General features: G+C 69.2%; 23 protein-coding genes. 20 read left to right on the forward strand and 3 right to left on the reverse strand.

Annotated elements, in window-relative coordinates:
• Positions 1–42 precede the first annotated feature (42 nt).
• The 4 genes from ACWY4P_RS53330 to ACWY4P_RS53345 all read left to right on the forward strand — a co-directional run bounded on the left by ACWY4P_RS53330 (position 43) and on the right by ACWY4P_RS53345 (position 2,877).
• Positions 43–354 carry a hypothetical protein gene (locus tag ACWY4P_RS53330; RefSeq protein ID WP_456213450.1) on the forward strand — a complete coding sequence of 104 codons (312 nt, stop codon included), beginning with the start codon at positions 43–45 and terminating at the stop codon, positions 352–354.
• A gap of 89 nt (positions 355–443) precedes the next feature.
• Positions 444–653, forward strand: a complete 210-nt coding sequence (locus ACWY4P_RS53335) for a hypothetical protein (RefSeq protein ID WP_456213451.1) — start codon at positions 444–446, stop codon at positions 651–653.
• Positions 650–1,801 carry a tyrosine-type recombinase/integrase gene (locus ACWY4P_RS53340; protein ID WP_456213454.1) on the forward strand — a complete coding sequence of 384 codons (1,152 nt, stop codon included), beginning with the start codon at positions 650–652 and terminating at the stop codon, positions 1,799–1,801. The genes ACWY4P_RS53335 and ACWY4P_RS53340 overlap by 4 nt, the downstream gene beginning before the upstream one ends.
• Positions 1,798–2,877, forward strand: a complete 1,080-nt coding sequence (locus ACWY4P_RS53345) for a LacI family DNA-binding transcriptional regulator (protein ID WP_456213455.1) — start codon at positions 1,798–1,800, stop codon at positions 2,875–2,877. The genes ACWY4P_RS53340 and ACWY4P_RS53345 overlap by 4 nt, the downstream gene beginning before the upstream one ends.
• Positions 2,878–2,994: 117 nt before the next feature.
• Here the strand turns inward: ACWY4P_RS53345 and ACWY4P_RS53350 are convergent, their stop codons facing one another.
• The 3 genes from ACWY4P_RS53350 to ACWY4P_RS53360 all read right to left on the reverse strand — a co-directional run bounded on the left by ACWY4P_RS53350 (position 2,995) and on the right by ACWY4P_RS53360 (position 4,579).
• Positions 2,995–3,408 carry a hypothetical protein gene (locus ACWY4P_RS53350; protein WP_456213456.1) on the reverse strand — a complete coding sequence of 138 codons (414 nt, stop codon included), beginning with the start codon at positions 3,406–3,408 and terminating at the stop codon, positions 2,995–2,997.
• A gap of 331 nt (positions 3,409–3,739) precedes the next feature.
• Positions 3,740–4,165, reverse strand: coding sequence for a hypothetical protein (locus ACWY4P_RS53355; protein WP_456213457.1), 426 nt, complete (start codon positions 4,163–4,165; stop codon positions 3,740–3,742).
• Positions 4,166–4,183: 18 nt separating this feature from the next.
• Positions 4,184–4,579, reverse strand: a complete 396-nt coding sequence (locus tag ACWY4P_RS53360) for a WYL domain-containing protein (RefSeq protein ID WP_456213458.1) — start codon at positions 4,577–4,579, stop codon at positions 4,184–4,186.
• A gap of 153 nt (positions 4,580–4,732) precedes the next feature.
• Between ACWY4P_RS53360 and ACWY4P_RS53365 the strand changes: the two genes are divergently transcribed.
• The 16 genes from ACWY4P_RS53365 to ACWY4P_RS53440 all read left to right on the forward strand — a co-directional run bounded on the left by ACWY4P_RS53365 (position 4,733) and on the right by ACWY4P_RS53440 (position 16,867).
• Entirely contained in the window at positions 4,733–5,323 is a 591-nt protein-coding gene (locus ACWY4P_RS53365) for a hypothetical protein (protein ID WP_456213459.1), read from the forward strand.
• A 92-nt stretch (positions 5,324–5,415) separates the two neighbouring features.
• Complete coding sequence (locus ACWY4P_RS53370) at positions 5,416–6,372, forward strand: ATP-binding protein (RefSeq protein ID WP_456213460.1); 957 nt, start codon at positions 5,416–5,418, stop codon at positions 6,370–6,372.
• A complete protein-coding gene (locus ACWY4P_RS53375; RefSeq protein ID WP_456213461.1) occupies positions 6,372–7,568 on the forward strand; it encodes a DNA cytosine methyltransferase in 1,197 nt (398 codons plus the stop codon). The genes ACWY4P_RS53370 and ACWY4P_RS53375 overlap by 1 nt, the downstream gene beginning before the upstream one ends.
• Positions 7,569–7,663: 95 nt before the next feature.
• Positions 7,664–7,942, forward strand: a complete 279-nt coding sequence (locus tag ACWY4P_RS53380; protein ID WP_456213462.1) for a hypothetical protein — start codon at positions 7,664–7,666, stop codon at positions 7,940–7,942.
• A gap of 61 nt (positions 7,943–8,003) precedes the next feature.
• Positions 8,004–8,828 (forward strand): WhiB family transcriptional regulator, encoded by an 825-nt coding sequence (locus ACWY4P_RS53385; RefSeq protein WP_456213463.1) that lies wholly within the window; start codon positions 8,004–8,006, stop codon positions 8,826–8,828.
• Positions 8,825–9,262: a hypothetical protein gene (locus ACWY4P_RS53390; RefSeq protein WP_456213464.1), complete on the forward strand. Its 438-nt coding sequence runs from the start codon at positions 8,825–8,827 to the stop codon at positions 9,260–9,262. The genes ACWY4P_RS53385 and ACWY4P_RS53390 overlap by 4 nt, the downstream gene beginning before the upstream one ends.
• Positions 9,259–9,729 carry a hypothetical protein gene (locus ACWY4P_RS53395; protein ID WP_456213465.1) on the forward strand — a complete coding sequence of 157 codons (471 nt, stop codon included), beginning with the start codon at positions 9,259–9,261 and terminating at the stop codon, positions 9,727–9,729. Before ACWY4P_RS53390 ends, ACWY4P_RS53395 begins: the two co-directional genes overlap by 4 nt.
• A gap of 419 nt (positions 9,730–10,148) precedes the next feature.
• Positions 10,149–10,583 (forward strand): DUF6221 family protein, encoded by a 435-nt coding sequence (locus tag ACWY4P_RS53400; protein WP_456213466.1) that lies wholly within the window; start codon positions 10,149–10,151, stop codon positions 10,581–10,583.
• Positions 10,583–10,813 carry a hypothetical protein gene (locus tag ACWY4P_RS53405; RefSeq protein ID WP_456213467.1) on the forward strand — a complete coding sequence of 77 codons (231 nt, stop codon included), beginning with the start codon at positions 10,583–10,585 and terminating at the stop codon, positions 10,811–10,813. The genes ACWY4P_RS53400 and ACWY4P_RS53405 overlap by 1 nt, the downstream gene beginning before the upstream one ends.
• Positions 10,814–11,178: 365 nt before the next feature.
• Positions 11,179–12,555 carry a helix-turn-helix domain-containing protein gene (locus ACWY4P_RS53410; RefSeq protein WP_456213468.1) on the forward strand — a complete coding sequence of 459 codons (1,377 nt, stop codon included), beginning with the start codon at positions 11,179–11,181 and terminating at the stop codon, positions 12,553–12,555.
• Positions 12,552–12,980 (forward strand): SLOG family protein, encoded by a 429-nt coding sequence (locus ACWY4P_RS53415; protein ID WP_456213469.1) that lies wholly within the window; start codon positions 12,552–12,554, stop codon positions 12,978–12,980. Before ACWY4P_RS53410 ends, ACWY4P_RS53415 begins: the two co-directional genes overlap by 4 nt.
• Complete coding sequence (locus tag ACWY4P_RS53420; protein ID WP_456213470.1) at positions 12,977–13,780, forward strand: DciA family protein; 804 nt, start codon at positions 12,977–12,979, stop codon at positions 13,778–13,780. Before ACWY4P_RS53415 ends, ACWY4P_RS53420 begins: the two co-directional genes overlap by 4 nt.
• A 10-nt stretch (positions 13,781–13,790) precedes the next feature.
• A complete protein-coding gene (locus ACWY4P_RS53425; RefSeq protein WP_456213471.1) occupies positions 13,791–13,964 on the forward strand; it encodes a hypothetical protein in 174 nt (57 codons plus the stop codon).
• Between the two features lie 138 nt (positions 13,965–14,102).
• Positions 14,103–14,783, forward strand: a complete 681-nt coding sequence (locus tag ACWY4P_RS53430) for a ParA family protein (RefSeq protein ID WP_456213472.1) — start codon at positions 14,103–14,105, stop codon at positions 14,781–14,783.
• Between the two features lie 101 nt (positions 14,784–14,884).
• A complete protein-coding gene (locus ACWY4P_RS53435; protein ID WP_456213473.1) occupies positions 14,885–15,856 on the forward strand; it encodes a ParB/RepB/Spo0J family partition protein in 972 nt (323 codons plus the stop codon).
• Between the two features lie 639 nt (positions 15,857–16,495).
• Positions 16,496–16,867: a hypothetical protein gene (locus ACWY4P_RS53440; protein WP_456213474.1), complete on the forward strand. Its 372-nt coding sequence runs from the start codon at positions 16,496–16,498 to the stop codon at positions 16,865–16,867.
• Positions 16,868–16,969: the final 102 nt, after the last annotated feature.

The raw sequence follows: 16,969 nt of genomic DNA on the forward strand, positions 1-16,969 counted from the left end.
TTCACGATAAGCTCACATATGACTGCTGATCGGGGGATTGTCATGCGCGAGTGCACAACGGACGCGGTCGAGCTGACGCCGGAGGAGATCCAGCACCTGAGCCAACTCCCCGGCGCCGCACATGAGGTGAAGTCACCGTTGGAGTGTGAGCTTGAGGACGGCCATGCTGGCCCTCACTGCGCGCTGGGTCAGTCAGACGATCTCGACCCGGACGACGTCACCCACTGGTGGCTGCGCTGGTCCTCGGAGTCGCGCGAGTGGACGCACGAACCGACCTGCTACCTCCCTGACGATGATGCGCCCTGGTGCCCGCTGCCCGCCGGCCACGAAGGCGCCCATAACTGGTCGCCCTGACCGCCCCCGCGAGGGCCGCGTCAGCGGCATCAGACCGCTTGGCTCCAGATAATGTAAATTCTGAAGAGCTAAACGATCAGGGGAGCGAAATGACCCACCGCCATGCCGGGTACGTGGTCACCTTGGACGAGGACGTCCGCGACGACGACAGTCAGGCGATCATCAACGCACTGCTTCTCATCAAGGGAGTCAGGTCCGTCGAACCCATCGCGGGCGACCACCAACTCCTCATCGCCAAGCAGCGCGTGCGCGATGAGTTCCGCGAGAAAGTGCTCGCGCTCCTGCGGGAACTCCAGTGACCAAGCACGACCCCGGCGAAGTGGTCGACGCCGAGCTGGTGGACGGCCACCTCCCCGCACTCCGCGAGGACCGAACCCTCGCCGTACCTCCGCCAGATGACGACCCCGACGCGTGGCTGTCCGACCAGGCCAAGGAGGACGTCAACGCCGGAATCGCCGATGGCACCCGCGACGGCTACAAGGGCGACATGGACCGCTTCGCCGAATGGTGCGTCACCGTCGATCGCCGTGCCCTGCCAGCCGCGCCACAGACTGTCACCGAGTATCTGTCCTATCTGAAGCGCACGCCGCGGCCGCGCACGGGGCGCCCCTACGGGCCCAGGTCAATGGACCGCATCATCGCCTCTATCCGCTCCGCGCACCGCGCTGCCGGGTACAAGCCGCCCGACACCATGGGCGCGCGGAAGGTCGTAGTCGGGTACCGGGCAGAGCTGGCCAAGGCCAACGACCCGGCAGCCGAGACGAAGAAGGCCAGTCCCGCAGACCGTGCAGTGTTGCGTATCGCGCTCGCCGAGCTGGACCGCACCACCCTGGCCGGGAAGCGGGACGCCGCGCTCATGCTCCTCGGGCACGCGCTCGCCTCCCGCGGCAGCGAACTCGTCCCCCTCGACTGGCCGGGCAGCTTCACCGAGCAGCCGGACGGCGGATTCAAGGTCCGCGTGTACCGGAAGAAGCGGAAGACCTGGCAGAACGTCCCCGTCGTGCTGGACCCGGAACTCGAGCTGTGCGCAGTCCGGGCCGTCCGCGCCCTGGTCGCCGCGCTCGCCGACGAGGGCCACTCTGAGGGGGCGCTGTTCCTGCGCATGGACCGGTGGGGCTACCTCGCGCCGCCCATGTACCGGCACGGCGAGCCGATCGGTGACCCCGACGGCAGGATGACCGTCGAAGCCGCCTCGGACATCGTGCAGCGCTCCATCGAACGCACCGGTCTCCCCGGCCGGTGGCGGTCCCACTCCTCCCGCCGCGGCTTCGTGAAGTCAGCCCGGAAGGCCGGGGTGGACATCGTCAGGATCGGCCGTCACGGCGGCTGGGACGACAAGTCCAAGGCGCTCATCGGGTACGTGGACGAAGATGATGCCGATGGCGAGCACAATCCCCTCGCCCAGATCGGGCGCGCGGCCGTGAAGAGGGATGAGGACCAAGGGTGAACGAGCAGAAGCCTCTGGCGATCCGCCAGTTGGATGCGCTCGTCGACCAGCTCGGGGCCGGGGTGTCGGCCCAGCGGGCGAGGCAACTGCGCATGGTCGCTGGGATGTACGGGCGGGCGGTGGGCCGGGATGAGATGCCGGTGCGCGCCGGCCGTTCGGTGTCTCAGTTGTTCACGGGCCCGGCGCTCAAGGCATTCTGGGGGTTGGCCGCGGCGGGGGAATTGCGGCATCGGGCCCAGGACGTGGGGAAGCCGCTGCCGCTGTCGACCCTACGGACGGTGCGGAACTGCCTGAGCATCCTGGCCGGGGCGGCGGTGCCGGGCCGGGAGGTGTGGCTGCCCGTGCTAGGGAGTCCCGAGCTGAAGCCGACGGTCACCTCGGCCGAGCAGGCAACGCTGTATCGGCGGCTGGCAGACATGGCCGCGGAGGGGCCGCTGGAACGCGACGGGTCGGGCTTGTCGTTCGAGGACCGGACGCGGCTGCTGGCGATGGTGGCGATCGTGCTGGATACGGGCGCCAGGTCGGGGGAGTTGGCGGCGATGCGCGTGGACGAGCTCGGCGAGGGTGAGGCGACGATCGACGTCCGGCGGAGGCCGCAGAAGGGCCGGGGGCCGCGGGTGGACGAGATCGCCGCCATGGTGGGGGTGTCGCCGGTGACGGTGTCGGAGGTGCTGTCGGGGCGGCCACGCCGGATTTCGGTGGCGACGCAGCGGGCGGTGGAGGAGGCCGCGGAGGCGGTGGGCCCGCCGGCGTCGGTGGAGACGTATCGGCTGCGGGAGGGTACGCGGGTCGCGGTGCGCCGCTGGCTGAAGGTGCGGGAGGGGCTGGTGGCGCATCCGGAGGGGGCGAAGACTGCGTTGTGGGTGTCGCTGCGGCCGAGGGGCGCGGTGGGTGGGGGTGTGACGAGGTCGTGGCCGGAGGGTGTTCCGTTGCAGGCGTATGGGGTGCGGGTCGCGTACGCGAGGGGGATGACGGGGCTGAACGGGCTGATGGCGGGCCGGTATGGGTGGTCGCCGATGCCGACGACGCTGGACCAGCTGCGCCGGGCGGTGCGGGTAGAGCCGCTGACGGAGTAGCCGGGCGGGCGTCGGCCGGGGGTGGTTCGTACGGTCGTGTGGGGTGCTGTGACAGGACAGCGCTCGAGGTGTGGTCTCGCGGTCTCGCACGTTCCGCGGGGCCACACCTCTGGTGGTTCACCCGGCCTGCCACGCTTCCACGGCCTCGTAGGTGGCCTTCGTGTCCCAGCGGTCGCCATCGATACAGATCGGTCCCGGGGTCCAGCCGTTCATGCCGTGGGTGAGGCGCGCGACGGTGTCGGCAGCGACCTGGCGGGGGTCGCAGAAGATGCGTGAGTCCTCGGACAGGTCGTCGACGTTCCGGCCGCCGTCTTCCTCGATCAGGAGCCAACCCCGGTACTGGTCCCAGGCGAGATACACGCCGTCGGGCCACTCATCCTCGTTGACGGTACCGGCTGGCCATCCACGGAAGACGGCATCGAGCTGTTCGCCGTCGGGAGTCTCGGTCCAGTACTCCCGGGGTTTGGCCCCGGCTGCGGCCAGTGCGTGGGCGACGGCCGCCATGTAGTCGTCGTGGGGAAGGTCTGACACGGAGTTCACCTCGTGGTTGGTGTGGTGCTGCGGAAGTCTAGTGGTGGCCGTTGACGATCTGGTCAGGTTCCGGGGAGCGGGTCCTGCTCGACCGTGAATCTTCTCCTTGTGGGTTGGTTAGGTGTTTCGGTACGCTTGCCGCGTCGAAAGCGGCGTGTGATCAGACTCGGGCCACCACCCAACTGGGGCGGTGGCCTTCGTCATGTCCGGGGCAGCGGCCCGCCTCGTAGCTCGCGGGAGACAGGCCGCTCGCCCCGGTCAGAAGTCGGTGCCGGGGATCGCCTCGCCCGGACGGTCGTCCACCGCGGTGCACACACGGCACTCACCTCGATCAGGCGGGGTGGATTGTGACCCAGGTGACCGCGACGGCCCCGGGCTGTTCCGGTGCTGCAGGGTGCGGGTGCCGGTGCTCGTAGCCGGGGCCGTCTTCCAGGCCAGCGTTTGCGGCGCAGGAGCAGAGGGCCGAGTCGAAGAAGTCGTCAGGCTCGAACGGGTCGGACGGGTGGTCCTCGGCGATCAGGTAGCAGTCGTCTTCGTGCGCGGTAAACAGGTGCCAGGTGTGCCGGACGCTGGCGGTATCGACCGCGTAGGGGAACTCGGTGCGGTGCTCGGGGTAGGTCGCGTAGTACGTCTCGGCGATCTGGTCGGGGGTGAGGTGGCCGTTGAAGAAGAACTCGGCACCTTCGCGGCCCTGGTTGGTGCGGAAGTCGTAGCCAGCGAAGACTTCCTCGGCGGTCATGGGTGTCTGTGTGGTCATGGAGGGTCCTCTGACGGGTCAGGCGGCGATTGCGACGCTGGCCCGGTAGGCGGCGGTGATGGCGTCGCGCTCCAGCTCGTAGGCGATGAGTGCGGTGACGCTGTGGGCGGGCGCCGGATGGACGGTCGTGTTGGCGTCCTCGGTGGGGTGCTCAACGACGAAGCCGGACCGATGGCAGGTGTACGCCTCGATGCGGTCAACGCGGAAGGAGCGGGCCTCCCTGGTCTCGCGGTCCATGGCGCGGATGACGATGGCGCCGTTGGCGGTGGTGCGGATGTCGAACGGCTCAACGGTGCGGACCGTCTCGCTGCCGTCCTCCTTGCGGTAGGTGATCGTGACGACGGTCTTCCGGTCGAGGGCGCGGTACAGGTCGGTGAGGGTGCGGTGCTGGGTCTGGTTGCTGGTGATCCTCACGGTGTGCCCCCTGTTTCGGTGTGGTGTGTTCACCGTAGCAGAGAATTCATTGCGCGTGTAGGGAATTACAGCTACGATGTAGAGCCTCACCGGGACCCACCCGGTCACGCAGCAGTCGATTGCGTGTGTAGTGAATAAGGGAGGAGACTAGGCGTGCCCATCACCCACAGCAGGCGCCCGCCCGGCCGCCGGGATACGCGCCGGCGACCGGAAGGACACGCCACCTTGGCCCCGAGCCAGAAGAGTGGGAAGCGCGGCGTTCGCGCTGTCGCCCCCACCGCCCAGCGCGCCGTCGCGTACCTGCGCAAGCAGGGTAAGAAGGACATGGCCGACGCCGTGCAGTTCGTCCTCGACTACGCGACCACGCCGACCCCGAACCGCGGGGACCCGTCCATCTCCCTGTATCTGAACCGGGCCTTCCGTGACCACGTGAAGGCACAGGTCGAGGCGACCGGGGTGGACGCCGCCGCCACCGTCCGGGAAGGCTTCGAAGCGTTCCTGGACGGTTCGTGGGAGCCTCCGCAGCCGAAGCGCGCCGCCACTGGAGCCACCCTCGACAAGGTGAACTTCAGCGTGCGGGCGCCGGCCGAGCTGGTCGAGCGCGTCCAGGCGCGGGCCGCGGAGTACACCCGCGAGCAGGGCTGGCCGACCGGCAAGGGCTACGCGCTCAACGCCATGCAGGTCGCGGCCGCGTACCTCGCGCACGTCTACCCGATGCCCGAAGAGGCCCCGGCCGCCCAGTAGCCGGCCACCCGTAGAGGGGTGGGCCTGGACGCCGACAACCAGGCCCACCTCCCTCTCTCAGCACCACGTCACAACCTCATAGGAGAGACCTCATGCCCAACGGGCACCAGGCCCCCGCGCACGCGGGCGGCCCGACCTCGCACACCCGTTTCCAGTTCAGCCGGGCCACCAAGGAGCAGGCAAAGGCCCGCGTCGCCCTCGACGGCCCGTCCGGATCAGGCAAGACCTACACGGCCCTCACGATCGCCACCGCGCTGGGGCAGCGGATCGCCGTCATCGACACCGAGCGCGGCTCCGCCTCCAAGTACGCCAACGAGTTCGCCTTCGACGTGCTGGAGCTCTCCTACTTCGCCCCCACCGACCTCGTCGAGGCGCTGGCCGCCGCCGGGGCCGCCGGATACGACGTGGTCGTGGTCGACTCCCTGTCCCACTTCTGGTCCGGCACGGGCGGAATGCTGGAGCAGGTCGACCAGGCCGCGAAGCGCGGCTTCGGCGGCAACTCGTTCGGCGGGTGGAAGGAAGCCCGGCCGATGGAACGCCAGATGGTCGACGCGCTCGTCGCCTACCCGGGGCACGTCATCGTCACCATGCGCACGAAAACGGACTACGTGCTGGAGACCAACGACCGCGGCCGCCAGGTGCCCCGCAAGGTCGGGTTGAAGCCGGAGCAGCGCGAGGGCCTGGAGTACGAGTTCGACATCGTCGGGTCGATGGACTTCGAGAACACGCTCGTGGTCACGAAGTCCCGGGCCCGGGTGCTGACGAACGCCGTGGTGAAGCAGCCGGGCATCGAGTTCGGACAGCAGATCAAGGAGTGGCTGGAGGACGGCACCGCGGTCGAGCCGGTCGAGGACCTGATCACCCAGGCGTTGAACCCGGAGGCGACGTTCGAGGACCTGAAGGCCCTGATGCACAAGGTTCGGGCTCGCCGGGTGGAGGGCGCCCCGATGCTCGTGGACGGGCAGCCGACGACGCTGGGCGCGCACATCACCGAGCGCGGCAAGCAGATGCGACAGGCCGCGCAGAGCGGCGAGAGGAGCGCCGCCTGATGGCGGACATGAGCTCCACTCACCTGTTCTCAGGCGGATTCGGGGACGGGTGCGGGTACTCGAACGCCGGGTTCATCCCGACAATAGCCGCCAACCACGCCCCCGCCGCGGTCGCTACCGGCCAGGCGAACTTCCCGCAGTGCCGCAGTCTCTGCGAGGACGTGAACAAGCTGGACTTCCGCAGCCTGCCACGCACGCGCATCCTGGTCGGCTCGCCGATCTGCAAGGAGTCAGCCCCGTCAGGAGGGAAGTCGACGCTGAAGGCGCAGGCCGCGTTCGACTTCGACGCCGAGACTGAGCAGGCGCCGGCCGCAGAGTGGTCTCTCACCCGTGCTACCGCGTGGGATCTGCTGCGGGCGGCCGAGGTGCACGACTACGACGTGGTGTGCGGGGAGAACGTCCCCGGGTTCGCCACCCGATGGCGCCTATTCGATACCTGGCTGCGGGCCTGGGCCGCGCTGGACTACAACATCCAGCTCGTGTCAGCGAACGCCGCGCACCTGGCCGCAAGCGACGGCCAGACCGTTCCGCAGAACCGCCATCGGCTGCTGTGGGCGATGACGAAGAAGGGCCTTCCGGTGCCGGATCTCCGTCCGCGCCCGGACGCCATGTGCCAGGTATGCGGGCCGGTGAAGGGCGTGCAGTCCTGGGCGAAACCGAGGGCCCGGAAGATCGGCGTGTACGGGTCGCAGTACATCTACGTGTGCCCGAACCGGCGATGCGGCCACAGCGCGGTCGTACCGGTGACTCGCCCGGTCGGCGACATCATCGAGCCAGACGTGCGAGGCCGGCGGTTCGGGGACGGGAAGCCGTACAAGAAGTTCACCCCGTACGCCCCGGAGACGCGCCGGAAGGTGACCATCGGCCTGGAGAAGTTCGGCGACCGACCTTTCCTGGTGATTTTGCGGAAGAACTGCACGGTTCAGGGCCTGGACGAGCCGGTCGGCACGATCACCGCCGAGGGCAATCACCACATGCTGGTGCGCCCTGGGGCGACGGTGGACGACTGCGAGGTACGGATGCTGACCGTTCGGGAGAAGGCCCGCTGCCAGGGTTTCCCGGACCACCACGTGTTCATGGGCAACGAGACGAAGCAGACGCTGCAGATCGGCAACGCGGTGCCGGTGAACGCTGCGCACTGGCTGGGCGAGCGCGTAGCTACCGCTCTGGCGAAGACGCAGAAGGCGGCGGCGTAGTGAGCGCACTGCTGCGCCTCCGCAACTTCTACGACACCCCGCCCCCAACCTCCGGGGGCGGCTGACACCACACATCACCAAGGGAGGTGAGCGCCGTGCAGTACGGCATTGCGGCGGTGCTCACCACCGTCATTGCCCTGGCCGCGATCGTCGGCTGGTGGCACACGCGGCGCGCTCTGACATGGGAGCGCGCCGCGCGGCGTATCAACGAGGCCGCGATGGTCCGCGAGCACCGCGCGACCAGCACAGCGGCACGACGGGCGATGGACCGGCGCCTCGCCGCCGAGGCGGTCCTGAGGGCCGCAGACATGGTCCTGGACGACGCGCTCGCCCGGCACTACCAGCACCACAAGGAGGGGGACAGCGATGGATAGCCTCGCGGCCCGAGATGAGCTCACTGGTCACCGGCACTACAGATACCGCGGGTGCGCCCCGGTGCCTGCCGAGGTGGCCGACTTCCCCGGGCAGGCCCTCGGTGCCCCGACGTTGCACATCGACGCGTGGGGCACCGTGGACCGGCCGGACGGGGATCCGGAGCCGCAGAAGACGCGGATCGCCCGGGAGCGGGCTGCGGTGGTCGTGTGCGGCCGCTGCCCTGTGCTGGCCCCGTGCCGGGCGTACGCCAACTCTGAGGCTGCGGGCGGCCGCCTGGCGGAGCCGGCCGGTATCTGGGGCGGGATGCTGTCCCTCGACCGGCACCGTGCGCTGATCCAGCGCCGCCAGGCCGCGAGCGTCACCGCCCCGGCCAGCGGTGTGCCGGAGTCCGCACTGAAGGAGGCCCGTACCGACCAGAAGCAGGCCGTCCTCCGCGCGCTGGCCCGCGAGCTGGACGAGGAGCTGGTGGCGTACCGGGCGGGGATGGACGTGCGGACCGCGAACTGGCACCGGGCAATCCTGTGCGGGCTCCTCGGCCTCGACAAGGAGACCGCGTCCCGGGAGCAACTGCTGGCCACGGCCCAGCGCCTCGGCGTGCTCCCGGAGCGGGCGCAGATCCGGCCGGACGGACAGTGGCCGGTCGCCGCAGCCCCCTCAGGGGACGGGGCCCGTCAGCGCCGGATCGCCCCCGGCATGCCCACCCAGGCCGTGCTGCCCGGGTATCAGCATCTACCGCGCAGCCGCCGTCCCAGCCTCATCCCGGCGAGCGTCCTGGCCGCGACACGCCGGGCCCGCCGCGGCCCGAGGCTGCGGCTCGTCATCCCCCCGCCCGTACAACTCCCCCTCCCTCTGCCGACCCTGACCGTCCTGGAGTGCGCCGCATGACCATCCAGCCCGATATCCAGCCCACCGCGACCGGCCCGGACGGGGCCCCCGAGCCGGCCCAGGTCGCGCGCCTCCTGGACGACCGCATCGTCACCTCCGCCGACGTGCTGTACGCGCGCATCACCGCGGGCCTGCTGGAGACCGTCGGCCGCCCGTCGCTGCTCCCCGCCGCGCTCTTCCCGGACGTCGACGAGCAGCAGGTGCAGGAGATATGGGACCTGGCGTTGACGGTCGGCTACCTGTGCGGCACCCGCGCCGCCGAGTCCCGCCGCTGGGACGCCGAGCGCCTGGCCGCCGCCCGCGACCAACTGGCCGACGCCGGATACGCGGCCATGGCCGACCGGATCGGCCGGGTGCTGCCGGAGCGGGGGTTAGTGGTGCATCCGGCGGACGGGGAGGCCCGGCTGAGCTCGGTGCGCGGAGGACGGTCATGAGCGCCGGCCCGGACGCCGGGGGCCCGGCGCACCGCCGAGGCCGCGGCCGCCCTGCCGGAGGCCTCGCGTTCGACGCCACCGCGCGGGCCACGTACCTCGAGGCCGTCACCGCCGGCGCCAAGCTCACCGAAGCCGCCACCAAAGCGGGCGTCTCCCGGAACGTGCCCGCCCAACACGCCAAGACCGACCCCGCGTTCCGGGCCGCCCTCGATGAGGCGAAGGCCCACGGTAAGAAGGCTCGGATGGAGGCGAAGGCGCACGGCGAGTACCGCTACAACCACGGCGGCTGCCGGTGCGGCATCTGCCGCACGGAAGCATCCAAGGCGCGCGCAGGGCGCCCAGACCGAGCCGACCGCCCCACCCGCAACACCCGACACAAGGAGGCCCCCGAGACGACCCAGCCGATCCCCATCACCGGCCGAACGCCCGGCTCGTCTACTTCTTTTCCGCTGGCCAGAGCTTCGTAGTTGACCACGGAGGAAGATCGCAATCGAGCGTTATTAATTGTGCGTTTCTGTAGGACACAGCGAGAGGCGTGGACACATGTGCGATGACCTGGATATCTGCCGATGAATCTGACGATCCGACACGACCCGGGAGCAGGTGGAGCAATGTCGCCGTCAACCGGTAGGCTGGAGGCCTGGCCAGACACGCCATCAGGTAAGGTCTGGCCGCACAACAGCAAAAGGAACGGCCCCGCGGTTACCCAGGTGCGGCAAACACCTGGCGCGAGGCCGGGCCGACACCACACTCCGCGAGAAGAAGGTGCCGACATGGCAAAGAGTACCCGCGCACCCGCGCGCTACGACAGTTGGACCCGCAGCTCCGCCGCGAAGATCACACCGGCGTCGAGCGCGAGCCCTGTCACTCCGACCCCCACCGTCGCGTGACCGCCCAGGGCGAGGACATCCTCGCCTGGACCGAGAACGCGATCACCCGCGTCGAGAAAGCCGCTCTGCACGCGACGAAGGGGCCGTGGCGTACCCACGACACTCACCTCGACCTTGGCGGACACACGGCCACGATCCTGGTAGGCAGGGGCAACGACACCGAGTTGCTGGCCTGGCTTCCGACGATGAGCCACGAGTCGTGGGATGAGACGCGGAACGCTTGGAACAACGCCGACCACATCGCACTCAACGATCCCGAGGCAGTCCTGCGTCGCTGCGCCGCCGATCGGAAGCTCATCTACGAGGTGCGGCGGACCGCAGCGAACGCGAAGTCGCGTCCATGGGATCCGATCTACGCCCCTTACGCCGACGCCATGATGCAGGCCCTCAAGGTGGTCGCCGAGGGCTACGGCTGGACGGAGGGCAAGTGATGAGCGCCCACCGTCTCTGCCCGCGTTGCAACAAGGTCGTGCGCGTCCGTGTGCGTGACGGCGCCTATGGCGTCCACCGTCGCGACGCCTACTACAACTGCACGGCCTCCGGACTCACCCCCGAAGAGGTCCGCCAGGGCATGACGGCCCTGGGGAAGCGGACCGCCGAATACCTCGCCGCGAAGGCGCAGGAGCAGACCCCACCCGCTGAGGGGGATCAGATGACGTAGTGCTTCCCGGCGGGAGGTCTGCGCCCCTTTGGCGAGGGGCTTCCTCTACCGCCTGGCCGCTGGTGTTGGCGCACCGTTCGCGGCCTTCATTCCACGGCCCGGGTTTGGCGACCCGAGCTAAGGCCCTACCGGGATTGGCATCCCGGACGGGCGAGTCACTGCCTACCAGCAGCTAGGGCCAGAGGCCCCCTTTCGCGTTCCCTCCCGAAGGAAGGCACGGGTACATAGTGCAGTACGAGCACAGCGTCTGTCAGCTTCCGCATCCCCGCACGGGCGATTCGCCCCAGATTTCCACCCACGCCGACGACACCCCGTGCCCCAACACCTCCCGCGACACGCGCCCCGAAACCCCCACACTCGAAACCGTGTTCGAATACAGTGACGGACACGGCCGTGGTGGCATCCGGGTGGACGCAGCACACCAATGGATCTCCACCACGGCCGGCCGCATCGCCCCCGACCCGTACAGCTGGATGCAGGCCATCCACTGGGTCAGCGGCTCCGGCCTCTACGCCCCCAGCCGGACCCATGGACCGAAGTGGGGAGAGACCACCGTGCGCATCGCCCAGGAGATGTCCGCGCTGAAGGAGTGCCGCCCCGGCGTCGCCTACCTCGCGCGGAAGTTGGGCCTGTCTGAGCGCACCGTTCAGTACCACCTCGACATGCTCCGCGAGGCAGGGCTGCTCGTGTACCGCGTCAAGGGATCCCGCATCAGCGGCGCCGTGCGGCAGGCGTCCGTGTTCGAGCGCGTCATCCCCGTCGAGTTCGACGCCGCCCTGGGCATCCGTACGGTCGGCGAAGGGGTGCAACGGCGCCCCGTCGGCATCGCCGAGGAACACCGCAACACGATCGGGAAGCTGGCGAAGAAGGCCGCCCGGAAGGTGCGCCGGAAGCGCTCGAGGAAGCCGTCTTCGACGCGGTCGCGTTGCACCCCAATGCAGGGTGGTACCTCAGCATCTTCTTCTGCGGGTAGTACTCACTCTCCCTCTGAGAGCAAGCTCGCAAGCGGGCAGGACGATTCCCCCACCCCGAAGAAGCCCAAGCGCGCCAAGCGCACCCTGAACCGCGTCGGCCGCCGCTACCAGCTCGCCCGCGAACTCATCCAGCAGATCGGCTGGCTGACTGGCGCCTCCGTCCCCCGCATCGCCTGGATCGTCAAGGACGTCGCCGACGCCGGATGGACTGCTGCCGAGGTCATCGCCTGGCTCGACACCACGCCCGAGCCCGAGCACGGCACCCGCCGCCCCTCCGGGCTGCTCGGCTACCGGCTCAAGGGCGTCACCGGCATGCCCGGCTGGCAGACCAAGGCCCAGCGGGCGGCCGCCGTCGAGACGATGCGGGAGTCCCGGCGCGCCGAGCACGCCCGCCACGACCGCACCTCCACCGACTGGTCCATGACCAACTGGCAGGAGTCCACCAGCAGCGCCGTCCGCCGCATCTTCGCCGGGGTCCGGGAGCGCATGCGCGACCTGGCCGCCGAGGCCGAGCCGCAGCCCGCCGACGTGCTGTACGAGATCCACACCGACGCCCCGCCCGTGGCCGACATCGAGAGCTTCACCCGCGCCCAGGTCGTCAGCATGCGCGCTGACGCGGAGAAAGACCTCGAGTCGGTACTGACAGCCATCGACACCCTTGGCGAGCGCGACGCCCGACGCCTCTACACCAACCGCCTCGTCGACCGCGCCCTCAGCGGCACCTCGGGCCACATGACCATCCACCCCTGGCAGGAGACCTACGCGTGACCGCCCGCATTTTGGTCACCGGCAGCCGCTCCTGGCCATCCCCGCAGCTGCTTGCCGACGCCCTCATGGACGCCTGGCACGACGCCACCCAACAGGGCCACGACCGCATCATCGTCGTCCACGGAGGCGCCGACGGAGCAGACGCCCTCGCCGCCTTGTGGGCCGAGGGCCACGGTCTCGAGCACGAACAGCACGACGCCGACTGGGCCGCACCCTGCTCGGCCGATTGCCTGCCCGGCCACCGGCGGAAGCGGGCCCGCGGCGACGACTACTGCCCCACCGCCGGACACCGCCGCAATCAGCACATGGTCGACGCCGGAGCCGACCTGTGCCTCGCCTTCCACTACAACTCGTCGACCGGCACCGCCGACGCGATCCGCCGCGCGGCCGCCGCCGGAATCCCCGTCCGAAAGGTAGTCGCATGACCCAGCACGGAACCTCCGGCCGGGACCTCGCCCGCCTTGCCCTCGCCCAGTACAAAGCCAGCCCCGCCGCCCAGCAGCAACCCACCGGCCGCCGGAAAACCGTCCGCCGTCTCCGCGCCGACCAAGGCAGCGGCCGCGACCCAGTTACCCTCGCCGGCGTCATCGGCCAGATGAACACCGACCGCGAATGGGGCATCGGCGTCCAAGGCGGCAGCGTCCTCGACCAGTGGCCCACCCTGTGCCCCGAACTGGTCGGCACTGTCCAGCCCGTCCACTACGACCCGGACTGCGGGCGCCTCGACCTCCGGCCTGCCTCCGACGGCTACGCCACCCAACTCCGGCTGTTGGGCAGGCAGCTCGCCGCGCGCATCAACGACAAGATGGGCACCACCGCGGTCCGTACGATCCGCGTCCTCACCCCCGGCCCCATCACCCCACCCACCACGGCCGCCGCCGAGCAGTACCGCCCGGAGACCGCCCGGCCGGCCACCGCAGACGTTCCGGTGCGCACCCGCGACGACGCCCACCCCGGCTACCACCAGACCCTCGCCGCCATCGACCACACCCCGCCCGCCGGCCAGAAACCCCGCCTCCAACGCGACTGGGGAACCGGCGAGTACGCCTGGCTCCGCGAGCCCGAGGACTGCTTCACCGACGCCGTGGTCGCCCTTGAGCAGGCCGCCGAGGCAAGCAGGGGTAACGAGCGCGACGCCGTGCGGCAGGCTGCGCTCAGGATGGCCCGCGCTCAGAAAGCCGGCCGTACCCCCGTTGTCCCCACCGCATTCCAGCGCACCGCCTGAGGAGCAGAGCATGCACACCAACCACCCCGTCACAACCGTCCGCACCATCCCAGCCGCGCCCATACCCCTCTGGGCACGCCACCACCTGTTCCTGGAGCCGGTCTACGCCGACGGCAGGGCCTACGACCAACCCGCACCGGACCCTGAAGACCAGAACGACGATGGCGAGCGCCCGGCCGCCTGAGCCTTTACCGCGGTAAAGTTCCGCCGCCCGGCAGCCGTCCAGGTGAAACATCCACCCACCAGACCAAGACCGCCTGCACTGTCTGCGATGATGCTCCGCGTCCGTAGTACCGAACTCGGGAATCACACGGAGCATTACATGCAATCCAGCGTGCTCGTCGTATCCACCGACCCCCAAGGCTCCACCGTATGGTGGGCCAACCGCGTCGGTGACGCACTCCCCTTCGACTTCACTCAGGCCCACGACGACCCGGCCAGCCTCGCCAATCTGAAGAACCTCGGCGAAACGGTACGGATCATCGTCGTCGCCAACCAGAAGGGCGGAGTCGGCAAAACCACTCTCACCGTCAACATCGGCGCCGTAGTCGACGACACCCTCGGCCGAGATGGCGGAGCAAACGACGGCTACCGGTACGTCCTCATCGACACCCCCGGCAGCATCGAAGACGAAGATCTCCTCGCAGCATCCCTCGACGTCGCTGACGAAGTCCTCGTACCAATGCCTCCCGAACCCCTCGCCTTCGACCCGACCGCCCGCACGATCAGCAAGGTCATTCAGCCTCGAGGACTTCCTTACCGCGTCGTGATAAACGCCTGGGATCCTCGCGACGGCAAGGCAGACCTGGACGACACCCGCGCCTACATCAACGCCCAGGGCTGGCCCGTCACCCGGTCTGTTGTCCGCCGCTACAAGCTCCACACCCGCGCTTCCGCCGAGGGCCTGGTCGTCACTCAGTACCCCAAGAACCGAGTCGCCATGGAAGCCCGCGAGGACTTCTTCCGCCTCGCCCTCGAACTCGGCTACGGCGGGGGCAACTGATGGGCCGCCGTACATCACTGGCGTCCCTCGCTGGCGGCAAAGTCGAGGACGTTCCCGGGCAGAGCGACATCACCCTGCTCCGTCTCCCCCTTTCTCAGCTGGTGCCCACCCGCTTCAACCCGCGGAAGAACTTCGGCACCCAGGAAGAGCTTGTCGAGTTCGGGCAGGTACTGGCCAAGCGCCAGCTTCAGCCAGCCGTCGTGGTCTCCCGCGCCGCGTACCTGAAGCTATGGCCCGACGAAGCCGAAGCCGTCGGCAGCGCCCCGTATGTCATCGCCAACGGGGAGCGGCGCTACCGCGGATCCCTTGCCGCTGGCTTGACGCACCTGCACGTCGTGCAGCGGGAGGAAGTCGCGCAGTCGAAGGCCGTGTTCCTCGACGCGGTCCTGTCGGAGAACATCGACCGGAAGAACCTCGATCCGATCGAGCAGGCACTCGGTATCGAGACGATGGTGCAAGAACTGGGGAGCGCCCGGCAGGTTGCAGAGCACTACCAGCGGCATGAGACGTGGGTATCGCAGCAGCGGAAGCTGCTCAAGCTCACCCCCGAACTTCAGCAACTGGTCAGCACGTCCACGATGCCAGTACGAGTGGCCCGGGACATTGCAGGGCTGCCACGGTCGGAGCAAGGTGCGGCATGGGCGGCCGAGGCGAAGGCCCGCGAGGCTGCGGCAGCAATTCCTCGGGTCCGTCGGCGAGAAGCCCCGGCTGCTCCCGTGGCGGCACAGCCTGCGGCTACCTCTCCGGCTCCGGAGAACAGCAGTGGTGGCTCAACCCTGAAGCCGCCCCAGATCGTCCTGCCGTCGACCCGGAGTCCCGAGGAGCCTGGCGCCGAAGAGCCCGTCCTGGAACCCGCCGAGCGAGGCGCAGACTTTACCGCGGTAAAGCCCTCCTCGAATCCGCCGGCTGACAACCACGACCAGCCGCCGATGCATCGCCCCACTTCTGATGCGGAACCTGTAGCGGTGGTGATGCCGTGGCACAACCCGACGGCGGTGACGCGGATCCTGCGCGAGTACATGGAGCCTGAGGACCTGCGGCAGCTTTCCAAGGAGCTGGCAGAGCTGATCTGAATCCGCGTGCCCGACCCTGTTCTGTCTCCTTCGCGAGGCGGAACAGGGTCTTCCGTTTCCGTCAAGGGCTTCACGACGTTGCACGCGACATGATCGGCATGATTCACCCCAACTTGCCAGAGATTTTCCATCACACGTTCGGGTGGTGTGATCCCCGACGCCTTCCGCGTGCATATATCTACGAGCACAGTAAGGGGCGCCGCTGGCCCCCGTGGTCAGGCGGCCGCCGGGGACGGGGGAGCGGACCAGGTGGCGCAGCACACCACCGCCCCCTGCCCCGAGCGCACCCCCGCCCCCGCCACACCCGGGCCATCCGGGGAACACCCCCTGCCTGCATGGACAGGTCCCGGGCTACACTGCCGTCATCTGACGGGCGTGCCCGTGAGGTCTCCCGCCCCCGCGGCGCTGGACGGGTTCGTTGTCGGCAAAACTCCGGCCTCTCCAGTCCCCGCGGGGGCGCTGCCATACCTGCAACCAACACCGACCAAAACGGGCCGGAACCTGTCACATCAGCGTCAAAAAACCGGACCCGCTACCCCACTCCACAGACAGCGGTGGGACAGTGGCAGTCCGGCACGGGACCACCGGCAGCCCGGCCAGAACCTCCCCTTCCCTCCTGCCGGACGAGCGGAGACGCCCATGCCTGGATACGAACCGGCCGGCCCCGCACCCGCGCTGCCCGACCCCGAAGCCGCCACGGGCGACGTCATCCACCTGGGCGCCCGCCGCCGCGCCCGAACCACCGATCGTCAGGAGCCGGCCATGGGCACCGCGCACGACGATCCGCCGTTCGCCCCCGAGGTGCAGCTCGCCGAGACCATCCAGGCTCTCTATCTCCACCGCCGGCGGACCCTCACCGATCCGGACACCGCGGAGGCGTACGACATCGCTTTGGAGGCGGCCATCCTGGTGGTCGACGGCGCCAAGATGCACGGGCATATCGATGATGAGCAGCACCAGGTGATTGCCGGGATGCTTCAGGCCGCACGCCGCGCCCCGCACGTACTCTGATATCTCGCATATGTGACGCTGCGTCGAGTGTTGCGGATCAGCAACGGTCGATACGTCCGGAAAGATCAAATCTCACAACTCGTTCACCACGCAGGTCAGTCG

The organism is Streptomyces sp. LZ34, assembly GCF_053890475.1.

Excerpts from the sequence above, each read along its gene's own strand:
- ACWY4P_RS53330 (WP_456213450.1), top strand. The coding sequence starts at position 43 with ATGCGCGAGTGCACAACGGACGCGGTCGAGCTGACGCCGGAGGAGATC.
- ACWY4P_RS53335 (WP_456213451.1), top strand. The coding sequence starts at position 444 with ATGACCCACCGCCATGCCGGGTACGTGGTCACCTTGGACGAGGACGTC.
- ACWY4P_RS53355 (WP_456213457.1), bottom strand. The coding sequence starts at position 4,165 with ATGACCACACAGACACCCATGACCGCCGAGGAAGTCTTCGCTGGCTAC.
- ACWY4P_RS53370 (WP_456213460.1), top strand. The coding sequence starts at position 5,416 with ATGCCCAACGGGCACCAGGCCCCCGCGCACGCGGGCGGCCCGACCTCG.
- ACWY4P_RS53375 (WP_456213461.1), top strand. The coding sequence starts at position 6,372 with ATGGCGGACATGAGCTCCACTCACCTGTTCTCAGGCGGATTCGGGGAC.
- ACWY4P_RS53390 (WP_456213464.1), top strand. The coding sequence starts at position 8,825 with ATGACCATCCAGCCCGATATCCAGCCCACCGCGACCGGCCCGGACGGG.
- ACWY4P_RS53395 (WP_456213465.1), top strand. The coding sequence starts at position 9,259 with ATGAGCGCCGGCCCGGACGCCGGGGGCCCGGCGCACCGCCGAGGCCGC.
- ACWY4P_RS53405 (WP_456213467.1), top strand. The coding sequence starts at position 10,583 with ATGAGCGCCCACCGTCTCTGCCCGCGTTGCAACAAGGTCGTGCGCGTC.
- ACWY4P_RS53420 (WP_456213470.1), top strand. The coding sequence starts at position 12,977 with ATGACCCAGCACGGAACCTCCGGCCGGGACCTCGCCCGCCTTGCCCTC.
- ACWY4P_RS53425 (WP_456213471.1), top strand. The coding sequence starts at position 13,791 with ATGCACACCAACCACCCCGTCACAACCGTCCGCACCATCCCAGCCGCG.
- ACWY4P_RS53430 (WP_456213472.1), top strand. The coding sequence starts at position 14,103 with ATGCAATCCAGCGTGCTCGTCGTATCCACCGACCCCCAAGGCTCCACC.
- ACWY4P_RS53440 (WP_456213474.1), top strand. The coding sequence starts at position 16,496 with ATGCCTGGATACGAACCGGCCGGCCCCGCACCCGCGCTGCCCGACCCC.